Origin of the sequence: Actinospica durhamensis, from assembly GCF_018139695.1 — a bacterium.
GTDB lineage: Bacteria > Actinomycetota > Actinomycetes > Streptomycetales > Catenulisporaceae > Actinospica > Actinospica durhamensis.
Genome location: NZ_JAGSOG010000283.1, coordinates 1 through 10,717 on the forward strand (window position 1 = coordinate 1; position 10,717 = coordinate 10,717).

Here is a 10,717-nt window from a genome sequence, read left to right on the forward strand (position 1 = left end):
GGCCGGAGCGGCGCTCGGCGCGGGCGCGGGCGGCGGCGGCACGGCGGCGCAGGGCGGCGTCGCGGCGGGCCTGCTCCTCGCGCTCGCTCAGCACGCGTACGGCCTGCACGCGCTCGCGCTGGGTCTGCTGCTCGCGCTCCTGCTCACGCTGCTCCTGCTCGCGGCGCTCGGCCTCGCGGGCGGTGTGCGCCTCGCGGGCGGCACGGACTGCGGCGACGTGGCGGCGGGCACGCTCGGCGGCGCGGGCGCGCTCGTCCTTGCGGACCCAGGCGATGTAGCCGGAGAGCACGGCGGCCGGGACCAGCATCGCCCACACGTACTGCAGGCCGAGGTCCATCGACACGAGCGCGCCGAGGCTGGTCACGGCGAACAGCACGCCGACCACGCGGCGGCGACGGGCCCGGACCGTCGGCGAGGTCGCGGTCATCGGCGCCGACGGGCTCGCGGCGCCGTGGCCCTCCGACACGCTCGCGTGCACGACGGAGCGTCGGGCGGACGCGTCGGCGGGCACCGCCTTACGGCCGGGAGTGGCAGCGGGGGTGTGGGCAGACGCGTGGCCGGACGCCGGCTTGGCGCCACGGCCCGCAGACGCCGACGCAGCCGCGCCGCGCTCCCGCGAGGTATCGCGCGGGGACGGCCCCTTCGCCTGGCCGCGCTCCTTGGCGCGCACCCGCTCCAGCGTCTCGCGCCCGGCCTCGGGAGCAGCACCCTGACCCACCGCCACCGGCAGCCGGGCCTCGGCCTGAGCGGTTTCGGCGGACTCGGTGCCGTCCTGCACGCGCCCGTAGCGGCGCTCGAAGGACTCCTTGTGCGACAGCACCTTGATGGCGGTGGTGTAGCGCTGAGTCTTCCTCGCCTCGTTCAGCTCGTCCTCACGCCGCAGCCACATGGGCACAAGATAGACCGCCCAGGCACCGACGATGAAGGCGTAGATAAGCCCGCTGCTGCTCATAACACAACCGTAGAGTGGTACGACGTCCTAAGGCGGCAGATTTCCGCGTGTCGCGATAGGAAAATTCGAGTGATCCGATAAACCGGATTCGCGCCCATCCTCTTTTACCCCAACGGGTCCGACCCACTCCCGAACTCACCCGATCGGGGAGGCCTGCGCGGCGCGCCAGCGCGCCAGCATCCCCTCCGGAACCTCCTCGTGAGTCACCGCGTAGGAGCAGTGATCCCGCCAGTTGCCGTCGATGTGAAGGTACCTGACCCGCAGCCCTTCTTCGCGCAGGCCGAGCTTCTGGGCGACGCGGCGGCTCGGGGCGTTCTCGGGGCGGATGTTCACCTCGATCCGGTGCAGCCCGACGGTTTGGAAGCAGAAGTCGATGGCCAGCGCCAACGCAGTCGGGATCACCCCGCGCCCGGCCACCCGCTCGTCCACCCAGTAGCCGATGTGCGCCGAACACAGCGAACCCCAGGCGATTCCGGCCACGTTGAGCTGCCCGACCATGCGCTCCGGGGCGTTGCCCTCGACGCGCGGGTCGGCCGATTCGTCATACCAGACGTTGAACGGCAACATCCTGCCCTGCGCGGCCTCCTGCCGGCCGCGGCGCACGAGCTGACGGTAGTTCAGCCGACGCGAGTACGGGGCGTTGGGCGGGACGGTGGGATCCCAGCGGGAGAGCCACGCGCTGTTGCGGGCCTGCAGCTCGCGCCAGGCCTCCGCGTCGCGCACCCGGGGCGGGCGCAGGCTCACCGCTCCCTCGGCCAGAACGCGGGGGTAGCCGCGCACTCCAGACACCGTCAATCGTCTCCTCGCGGATGGTCGCCGCCGGACAGCTGCGCGAGGGCGTGCCCCAGCAACGGCAGCAGCACGGCCAGTCCGTCCTTCACTCCGCCGGGCGATCCGGGCAGATTGACAATCAGAGTACTCCCGGCCACGCCGCTCAACCCACGGCTCAGGACGGCGGTGGGCACCTTGCGGTAGCCCTCGGTCCTGATCGCCTCCGCGATACCGGGGATCTCGTAGTCCAGCACGGCCCTGGTGGCCTCGGGAGTCCGGTCGGTCGGCGAGATCCCGGTGCCGCCGGTGGTGACGACGAGCGCGCAGTGTGCCTGCACCGCCTCACGCAACGCCCGCTCCACCGGTTCGCCGTCGGGCACGACGCTGCACACGATCTCGGAGAAACCCTGCGCGGTGAGGGCCTCGACGATCAACGGTCCTGTGGTGTCCTGATACACCCCGGCCGAGGCCCGGTTGGAGGCCACGACGACCCGGGCACCGCCGTGCCGCGGGGGCACGGGGGCCTCCTCGCCGACGGCGTAGGCCCCGTGGCCCTGGTAGTTCTCGGGTACGGAACCGCCGTGGTCGTGCCGCGCGTTCATCGGTGCCAGTCTCCGCTCATCCCCCCGGTCTTGGACTCCACTTGGATCTCGCCGAGGACCGCCGCCGGGTCCACCGCCTTGACCATGTCGATCAACGCGAGGCCGGCGACGGCGACGGCCGTCAACGCTTCCATCTCCACTCCGGTGCGGTCCGCGGTGCGCACCCGGGCCCGGATCGCCACCGCCTCCTCCTCCACCGTGAGGTCCACGCTCACTCCGGCCAGGCCGATCGGATGGCACAGCGGAATCAGTTCACTGGTGCGCTTGGCTCCCTGGATCCCGGCGATCCTGGCCACGGCCAGCGCGTCGCCCTTCGGCAGCGCGCCGCCGCGCAGCAGCTCGACCACGCGCCCGTTCACCCGCACGCGGCCGCTGGCCTCCGCCGCGCGGGCGGTCACCGGCTTGTCCCCCACGTCCACCATGCGGGCCGCGCCCTGGGCGTCGAGGTGGGTGAACTGGTCCGAACGGCTCACGCCGACTCCAATCTGAGGATGCTGACCTGCTCGCCCTGCTCGACCCGGGTGACGTCCTCGGGTACCACTATCAGGCAGTCGGCGTGGGCGAGCCCGCCCATCAGGTGCGAGCCGGAGCCGGAGGCCAGGCCGACCCGGGTGACGGCGTGCTCGCCGGTGTCGGCCGAACGCACCAGGCGGCCGCGCAGGAACTGGCGGCGGCCCTCGGGTGAGTCGAAGGACTCGGAGGTCACCGCGGTCTCGGCCTTCTCCTCCCGCGTGGCGAGACCCTGCAACGCGCGCAGGGCGGGCTTGACGAAGATCTCGAAGGAGACGTAGGCGGAGACCGGGTTTCCGGGCAGGGTGAAGATCGGGGTCTGGTCCGGTCCGATCACGCCGAAGCCCTGGGGCATGCCGGGCTGCATGGCCACCTTGACGAACTCGACCGTGCCGAGCCGGCCGAGCGTCTCCTTGACCACCTCGTACGCACCCATGCTCACCCCGCCGCTGGTGATCACCAGGTCGGCCCGGATCAGCTGGTCCTCGATCGCGTCCAGCAGCGCCTTGCCGTCGTCGGCGACCATGCCGACGCGGTAGACCTCGGCGCCCGCCTCCTTGGCCGCGGTGGCCAGGGTGAAGCTGTTGGAGTCGTGGATCTGGCCGGGCGCGGGCTCGGTGCCGGGCTCGACCAGTTCGGCACCGGTGGAGAGCACCACGACGCGCGGGGCCGGGCGCACCGCGACCAGGTCGCGGCCGATCGCGGCGAGCAGGCCGATCTGACGGGCACCCAGACGCGTGCCCTCGGTCAGCACGACCTGGCCGGAGCGCACGTCCTCGCCCACGGTCCTGATGTGCTGGCCCAGGCCCGGGGCGCGGCTGATGCGCACGGAGCCCTCGGCGGCGGCCCCGGCGTCGGTCCACTCCACCGGGACGATCGCGTCGGCGCCGGGCGGCACCGGCGCGCCGGTCATGATCCGGGCGCAGGTGCCCGGCTCGAGTTCGATCAGGCTGGGCGCGACGCCGGCCGGCAGTTCCTGCTCGACCGAGAGGACCACCGGGTTCTGCTCGCTCGCGCCCAGCACGTCGACCAGACGTACGGCGTAGCCGTCCATGGCGGAGTTGTCGAAGGGGGGCAGGTCCCGCTCGGCCGCGACGTCCTCGGCCAGGAAGTGCCCGTGCGCGTCGAGCAGGTGCTGCTCGAACGGCGGCAGGGGCCTGAGCCCGGCCAGGATCGCGGACAGGTGCTGCTCGACGCTCCTCATGGAGCCAGCGTAACCGCGCAGGGCTCGATCAATCGGAGAAACCCTTGGTGACGTAGGCCTCGAGCCATTCCCGGAAGCCCGGGCCGAGGTCGTCGCGCTCGCAGGCCAGGCGGACGATGGTGCGCAGGTAGTCGGCCCGGTCGCCGGTGTCGTAGCGGCGGCCGGTGAACAGCACGCCGTGCACCGGGCCGCCGATGCCGGGGTCGGCCGCGAGTACCCGCAGCGCGTCGGTGAGCTGGATCTCCCCGCCGCGGCCGGGGGCGGTCTCGCGCAGCACGTCGAACACGGCCGGGTCGAGCACGTAGCGCCCGATCACGGCCAGGTTGGACGGGGCGACGCTCGCCTCGGGCTTCTCCACCAGGTCGCTGATCAGCATCAGGTCGGATTCGCCGGGCACGGGGGTGACCGCGGCGCAGCCGTAGAGGTGGATCTGTTCCGGGTCGACCGCTATCAGCGCGACCACCGAGCCGCCGTGCCGCTCGCGTACCTCGATCATGCGGGTCAGCAGCGGGTCGCGCGGGTCGATCAGGTCGTCGCCGAGCAGGACCGCGAAGGCTTCGCCGCCGACGTGCGGGGCGGCGCAGAGGATGGCGTGTCCCAGGCCCTTGGGCTCGCCCTGGCGCACGTAGTGGACCTTGGCCAGCTCGGCCGAGGCGCGCACGGAGTCGAGTCTCGCCTGGTCGCCCTTGGCCTCGAGGGCGCTTTCGAGTTCGTAGGCGCGGTCGAAGTGGTCTTCGACCGGTCGCTTGTTGCGCCCGGTGATCATCAGTACGTCGTCGAGGCCGGCACCCGCGGCCTCCTCCACGACGTACTGGATCGCCGGCTTGTCGATGACCGGAAGCATTTCCTTCGGCGTCGCCTTGGTGGCGGGCAGGAACCGCGTGCCCAGCCCTGCGGCGGGAATCACGGCTTTACGGATCGGCATGAGGGCACGATACCGGGTCGGATCCACTCTGTTGCGCGAAGACCGATCTGTAGACCATTGCTGATGCGATGAAACGACAGTCGTGAGAATTCACACACATCATTCAGACAAGACGGCGTCGATCTCGGCCAGCCGCCAGCCGTCGCCGCCGCCAGCCTTGGCCGCCGCCAACGCCTTGTCCGCGGCCGCGACCAAGGAGGCGGCGTGCTCGCCGGACTCGGGGAAGCAGGCAATGCCGATGGACAGGGTGAGCCGGGGCTCGGCGGAGCCGTTCGCGATCGGTCCCGCGGTGGCGGCCTGCTGCCCGGCGCTCGAGGCCAGACCCCGGCGCACGGCGTAACACAGCCGTTCGGCCACGCCGGCCGCCCCGTCCCCGCGGGCGCCCGGCAGCAGCACGACGAACTCGTCCCCGCCGTAGCGCGCGAAGGTGTCGCGGGAGCGGATCTCCACGCTCAGGCGCTGGGCCAGGTCGCGCAGGGTGCCGAGGGCACGCTGATGGCCGTGGGCGGCCGTGTAGTCGCCGAAGCCGTCGATCTCGCACAGCAACAGCGCGAAGGGCCGGGCGTCCCGAACAGCCCAGGCCAGTTCCTCGGCCAGGGCCTGCTGGAGGTAGCGGTAGTTCCATACGCCGGTCACCGGATCGGTGGCGCTCAGGCGTTCCAGGTCGCTGCGGCCCTGCTCGAGGCCGGTCAGCTCCCGGCGCAGGGCGGTGATCTGGGCGTCGTTGTGTCGATCGCGCTCGCGCAGCAGCAGGGCGAGCCGGGCCAGGCCGAGGGCCAGGCACACGATGGCCAGGCCGAGGACCAGAACGGCCCAGCCGCCGGAGGAGAACCAGTCGGTCGCGCTCATCGCTTCGCCGTGCCGATCCCTTCTCAGCGCCGAATAGGTCAGGCTTGGTCGTGCAGGATGCCCCATCCCCATAGCGCCACGAAGGCCCAGCATCGTACAGGAACCAGAATGCCCGATCCGGTTGACGACAAGGCCACGGCACGATCACGTTTCGTCAACAATCGGCGAGCGCTCGATCACACAGAGCGAGCCGACCAGTCCCGCCTGGCCATGGCCCGATTGCTTGCCACACCCCGCGTGACCAGCGCGAACGCCGTCGCGGCCTACTGGCCCTTGGGTACTGAGCCGGACACGCGGCCCTTGCTCGAAGCCCTGCTCGCACGCGGGACCCGGCTGCTGCTTCCGGTGCTGCGCGAGGACCGCGATCTCGATTGGGCCCGGTATGCGGGCCCGGCCACCGAACTGCGGCCGGGCGGCGCGGGCACGAGCAGGCCGGCGGGCGCGCTGCTCGGACTCGACGCCGTACTCGAGGCCGAGGTCGTGATCGTCCCGGCGCTGGCCGTGACGCGGCAGGGTGTGCGCATCGGCCGTGGCGGCGGAAGCTACGACCGGGTCCTGGCACGGATCGCCGAAGCCTCGACCCAACGGCCGTGGACCTGCGCCCTGCTGTACGAACACGAACTCGGCACCCTGCCGCCGCACGCGGTGGAGGCGCACGACCGGCCGGTGGACGCGGCGTGCACCGCGTCTCACCTGGTCGAATTCGGCGTCACTGGTCACGGGTAGGACGCAGCACCAAGTCGTCGAGGGTCGCCGCGCGCGCGGCCGAGGGCGTGAACGGCCACGGCCGGGTCTCGCCCGACGCCCACAGCGGGGCCTGGTCCAGGTAGTGGCTGTCGTCCACGTGGCCTGATTCGCCGGTCTGACCGATCCAGCGCGAGGCGTCCGGATCGGCGAGGTCCACGACCATGCGCAGCGCCGGGGCCTCGCCCACGGTGAACGCGTCCGAGCCCACGTTCCAGCTCGCCGCGGCCACGTCCGAGCCGCCGCCGGACAGCTGCAGGCTGTCCCCGTCGAGCAGCCACTTGACCAGCGCGGGCCGCGCGCCCACGCCGAGGGTCTGGTTCTCCGGGGTCAGCGTGTGCACCCGGCCCCAGGTCCAGGTGGCCACGTCCTTGCCCATCAGGGAGGTGAGGTCCAGCCGCGCCTTGGTCATCGCCTCGGCCAGCATCGCGTCCCTGGCGTTCTCGCGGCCCGGCCCCGGCGCCCCCCACCACGGGTTGTCCGGCTGGGTGAGCAGGGTGTTGACGACGGAGTCCCAGCTCACCGAGCCGTCGAGGCCGAGCTGGGCGGCCGACTCGTCCTGCGGCAGCTGACGGCCCACCACCAGCCTCAGCAGCTCCGCCCACACGGCGTTGTAGTAGGCGGCCGCGCTCGACCCGGCCGGCTCGGTGTAGTCCCAGGTGCGCAGCAGGGCGACGGCCGAGCCGGTGAAGTCGTTGACGCTCGTCCGCAGCAGGTACGGCACCAGGACCGCGGCCTCCGGGTCGTAGGCGTCGTCCTGGACCGCCCCGAGCCCGTTCGCGTCGAGCTTGCCGTCCTGGATCCGGTCACCGGTCAGGTCGGCGACGGTGCGTTCGGCGCGAACGCCGGTGACCGCGCCGGGGGCGGTGGCGATATATCCGTCGGCCGGGTCGTACTCCTGCTCGGGCGCGGCCGAGCCGGGGGCCGCGGCCCAGTCGTGCACCGAGGTCCAGCCCGGAACCGGCCAGCTCCCCTCGTCCCCGGCGGCCCGCACCGGCACGCCGCCCGGGCCCTGGTACCCGATGTTTCCCGCCACGTCGGCGTAGACCATGCTCTCGGCCGGCGCGGTCATGCCCTTCGCCGCGGCGGTGAACTGGTCCCAGCCGGTCGCCTGGTCCAGCGCGAACAGGGCGTCCGCGGTGGTGTTGGGCACCAGCGCGGTGGAGTCGACCGCCACGTCGTACGCGATGCCGGGCGGAGCACCGCGGCTCGGGTCTCCGGCCCGGGCGGCGGGGGCGGTGGTGCCGGCGCGCCGCAGGACCGCGGAGAAGTCCGAGATCAGCGGCCCGTGCCGGGTGGAGCGCACGGCCACCGTCACCGGCGCCGCCCCGGCCACGGAGATGGTCTCCTGACGCCGCGTCACGGGGTATTCGTGCCCGTCGTAGAGGTACTGGCCGCCGGTCACCTTCTCCAGGTACAAGTCCGAGTTGTGCACCTGCCGACCGCTCCAGCTCCACGCGATCGACTGGTTGTGGCCGATCAGCACCCCGGGCACGCCCGGCTCGGTGTACCCCGAGTCGTCGAAGGGGCAGTCCGCGTCGAGGTGCTCGCAGTGCAGACCCACCTGGTACCAGGTCGAGGGCAGCGACGGCGGCGCGACCGGCGCGGCCGCCAGCATCGGCTTTCCGGTGGCGGTGAGCTTGCCGGACACGGCCCAGGCGTCGAGGGCGGAGTCCGCGCCGTCGCCCGGATAGAGCTCGTCCACCTGGTCCCGGCTGAGGGTCTCGGTCAGCAGTGAGCGGGTCGCCTCCTGGGCCACGGCCCCGTCCTGGTCCCAGGCGACGGCTTCGAGCCAGCTGAGCGTGTCGACGGGCGTCCACGACGCCGGCCGCGAGCCCTGCGCCGTGCCGGTGTAGGGCAGCCCGAGCACCGAGTACTCGATCGAGAGGGAATCGCCGCCGGGATGCGCGTCGAGATAGTCGTTCACACCCTGTGCATAAGCTTGGAGGTAGTCCTTGGACGCGGGTTGCAGCAGGTCGTAGGACCGCTGGGCGACGGTGCGCCAGCCGAGGGCGCGGGCGAGCTCGTCGTGGGCCACCCAGCTCGGCCCGAGCACCGCGGCCAGCGTCCCGTCGGCGTAGCGGCGCGAGACGTCCATCTGCCAGAACCGGTCCTGCGCCTGGACGTAGCCCTGGGCGAGGAAGAGATCGTGCGGGGTGGCTGCGTAGATCTGCGGGATCCCCGCGGCATCCCGCTCGACGTCGGCCAGCGCGCCGAGCCCGTCCGCCGCGGCCTCCCCGGAGACCTGCGGATAGGACGCGTGCAACGCCGTGACCAGCTGCCAGCCGGTCACTCCGGCCGCGGCCAGCAGTCCGAGCACGAGCAGCACGGCGACGGCGCCGAGCACACGCCACAGCAGCCGGCGACGGCGGCGTACGGCCGTGCCGGCGCTTCCCTCCCGGGAGTCCGTGCTCGTCGCCAAGGCCGGCTCCTCACACCGCGTCGCCGTCAATCTGACACATCGTCACATCTGGTCCGCCGGGAGCACGCCAACGCCCGCATGCGCCCCCCACGGCCCTGCGCCGCGCTCTGGCCTGCCTGTCAGCGCACTGTTATTCTGGGGCGACCCGACCCGTCCGCTCACTCCAACACTCCCGCACGCTCCGGGCAAAGCCTCGGCTTTGCTGTTTTCGACGCGCCGGTAGTGCCACACTGGATCAGCCGGACGGCGGGTCGCGCGGCACCGGCGTCGCCTCCGGCGCGGTCGCACGAAAGGTGGGCTGATGGCAGGTCAGTTGACGGATCGCCAGGACTCGGGCCTGGTCGGAGCCACCGGGTCGGTGGTTCCCGGCCGCAGGCGGGCCGAGCACGCCGAACCGGGCTCCGTCCGGGCCACGCTGCTCTCCCGGGCCGGCCGGCTGCTCGGGACCTCCCTCGACACCGGCCGTACCCTCGCCGCCATCGCCGAGCTGGTCGTGCCCTCCTTCGCCGACCAGTGCGTGGTGGATCTGCTGGAGGACACCGGCGTCCTGCGACGTGCCGTAACGGTGCGCATGGACCGGGAACGCTCCCGTCGGGCCAGCCTGCCCGGACCGGCCGACCGCCGCGTCGTCTACCCGGCCGAACACCCGTGCGCGATCGCGCTGCGCACCGGTGCGCCGGTGCTGGCCGAGTTCGACCAGGCCGAGCAGCCGGGGGCGCCGGGCGCCGAACCGGGCGCCTCGCGCGCCGCGCACAGCCTGATGACGGACGCCGCCATGGTGATCGCGGTGCCGCTGCTCGGCCCGCGCGGGATCAAGGGCGTGCTCGCGGTCGGCGCCGACGGCGTGACCAGGAAGTTCAGCTCGGCCGACGTGGAGCTGGTGGAGGAGGTCGCGGCCCGCGCCGGGTTCGCGCTGGAGAACGCCTCCCTCTACGAGAGCATGCGCTCGCTCGCCCTCGCCCTGCAGCACTCGCTGCTGCCCTCGCACCTGCCCACCATCGACGGCGTGGAGGTGCAGGTCGGCTACAGCGCGGGCGACGAGTCCGACGTGGGCGGCGACCTGTACGACGTCATGGAACTTTCAGCCGGCCGCGTCGGCATCGTGATCGGCGACGTGCAGGGCCGCGGCGCCCACGCGGCGGCCGTGATGGGCCAGCTCCGGGCGGCGCTGCGGGCGTACGCGGTACTCGACGAGGAGCCGGCCGAGGTGCTGGCCCACCTCGACAACCTGGTCCAGGGCCTGAACGAGGCGCTGCTTGTGACGTGCGTCTACGCCGTGTTCGACCCGTTCACCCGGGAGTGCGTACTGGCCAACGCCGGCCATCCGCCGCCCCTGCTGGCCGGAGCCCACGGCTGCCACCCGATGGAGGTGCCCCCGGACGTCCCGCTGGGCGTGGGCGGCGTGACGTTCACCGACCACGCGTTCACGGTGGCACCGGGCGACACGATCTTCCTGTACACCGACGGCGTGGTGGAGCAGCGCGACAGGTCGGTGGACGAGGGCGTACGCGACCTGTGCGCGGCGCTGGAGGAAGTACTCGACGGCATCGGCGCCGGCGGCACGGACGCGACCCCCGCCGCACTGTGCCGAGCGGCCCTGCGCTCGGCCACCGGCCCCGCCGACGACGATCGCGCCGTCCTGGCGATGCGCACGAGCGTGGGCCCGCTCCCGATGTGGCGCCTGAGCCCTGTCTCTTATACACACTGACGCTGCCGACGAATTAGACGGTGTAGATCT

General features: G+C 72.5%; 10 protein-coding genes. 2 read left to right on the plus strand and 8 right to left on the minus strand.

Annotation, left to right across the window (positions count from 1 at the left end; translation table 11 throughout):
• The 7 genes from KDL01_RS34150 to KDL01_RS34180 form a co-directional block, all read right to left on the minus strand.
• A partial coding sequence (locus KDL01_RS34150; RefSeq protein ID WP_212532825.1) for a SepX/GlpR family protein occupies positions 1 to 952 on the minus strand: 952 nt, incomplete at its 3' end.
• Between the two features lie 135 nt (positions 953 to 1,087).
• The gene (locus tag KDL01_RS34155) at positions 1,088 to 1,741 is read right to left on the minus strand and encodes a GNAT family N-acetyltransferase (RefSeq protein WP_307846740.1); all 654 of its coding nucleotides are present in this window, start codon (positions 1,739 to 1,741) and stop codon (positions 1,088 to 1,090) included.
• Positions 1,742 to 1,743: 2 nt separating this feature from the next.
• The gene (locus tag KDL01_RS34160; protein ID WP_212532826.1) at positions 1,744 to 2,325 is read right to left on the minus strand and encodes a MogA/MoaB family molybdenum cofactor biosynthesis protein; all 582 of its coding nucleotides are present in this window, start codon (positions 2,323 to 2,325) and stop codon (positions 1,744 to 1,746) included.
• On the minus strand, positions 2,322 to 2,747 hold the full coding sequence (gene moaC, locus KDL01_RS34165; RefSeq protein ID WP_212532834.1) for a cyclic pyranopterin monophosphate synthase MoaC: 426 nt from the start codon (positions 2,745 to 2,747) through the stop codon (positions 2,322 to 2,324). The genes KDL01_RS34160 and moaC overlap by 4 nt, the downstream gene beginning before the upstream one ends.
• Before the next feature lie 47 nt (positions 2,748 to 2,794).
• Complete coding sequence (gene glp / locus KDL01_RS34170; protein ID WP_212532827.1) at positions 2,795 to 4,039, minus strand: molybdotransferase-like divisome protein Glp; 1,245 nt, start codon at positions 4,037 to 4,039, stop codon at positions 2,795 to 2,797.
• A 28-nt stretch (positions 4,040 to 4,067) separates the two neighbouring features.
• Entirely contained in the window at positions 4,068 to 4,964 is an 897-nt protein-coding gene (galU, locus tag KDL01_RS34175) for a UTP--glucose-1-phosphate uridylyltransferase GalU (protein ID WP_212532828.1), read from the minus strand.
• Between the two features lie 99 nt (positions 4,965 to 5,063).
• Complete coding sequence (locus KDL01_RS34180; RefSeq protein ID WP_212532829.1) at positions 5,064 to 5,813, minus strand: GGDEF domain-containing protein; 750 nt, start codon at positions 5,811 to 5,813, stop codon at positions 5,064 to 5,066.
• A 108-nt stretch (positions 5,814 to 5,921) separates the two neighbouring features.
• Between KDL01_RS34180 and KDL01_RS34185 the strand changes: the two genes are divergently transcribed.
• Complete coding sequence (locus KDL01_RS34185) at positions 5,922 to 6,539, plus strand: 5-formyltetrahydrofolate cyclo-ligase (protein ID WP_212532830.1); 618 nt, start codon at positions 5,922 to 5,924, stop codon at positions 6,537 to 6,539.
• Here the strand turns inward: KDL01_RS34185 and KDL01_RS34190 are convergent.
• A complete protein-coding gene (locus KDL01_RS34190; RefSeq protein WP_212532831.1) occupies positions 6,523 to 8,979 on the minus strand; it encodes a penicillin acylase family protein in 2,457 nt (818 codons plus the stop codon). The genes KDL01_RS34185 and KDL01_RS34190 overlap by 17 nt on opposite strands.
• Before the next feature lie 301 nt (positions 8,980 to 9,280).
• Between KDL01_RS34190 and KDL01_RS47115 the strand changes: the two genes are divergently transcribed.
• The gene (locus tag KDL01_RS47115) at positions 9,281 to 10,687 is read left to right on the plus strand and encodes a PP2C family protein-serine/threonine phosphatase (RefSeq protein WP_212532832.1); all 1,407 of its coding nucleotides are present in this window, start codon (positions 9,281 to 9,283) and stop codon (positions 10,685 to 10,687) included.
• Positions 10,688 to 10,717 lie beyond the last annotated feature (30 nt).

Excerpts from the sequence above, each read along its gene's own strand:
- KDL01_RS34160 (WP_212532826.1), bottom strand. The coding sequence starts at position 2,325 with ATGAACGCGCGGCACGACCACGGCGGTTCCGTACCCGAGAACTACCAG.
- moaC (WP_212532834.1), bottom strand. The coding sequence starts at position 2,747 with ATGGTGGACGTGGGGGACAAGCCGGTGACCGCCCGCGCGGCGGAGGCC.
- galU (WP_212532828.1), bottom strand. The coding sequence starts at position 4,964 with ATGCCGATCCGTAAAGCCGTGATTCCCGCCGCAGGGCTGGGCACGCGG.
- KDL01_RS47115 (WP_212532832.1), top strand. The coding sequence starts at position 9,281 with ATGGCAGGTCAGTTGACGGATCGCCAGGACTCGGGCCTGGTCGGAGCC.
- KDL01_RS34185 (WP_212532830.1), top strand. The coding sequence starts at position 5,922 with ATGCCCGATCCGGTTGACGACAAGGCCACGGCACGATCACGTTTCGTC.
- KDL01_RS34180 (WP_212532829.1), bottom strand. The coding sequence starts at position 5,813 with ATGAGCGCGACCGACTGGTTCTCCTCCGGCGGCTGGGCCGTTCTGGTC.
- glp (WP_212532827.1), bottom strand. The coding sequence starts at position 4,039 with ATGAGGAGCGTCGAGCAGCACCTGTCCGCGATCCTGGCCGGGCTCAGG.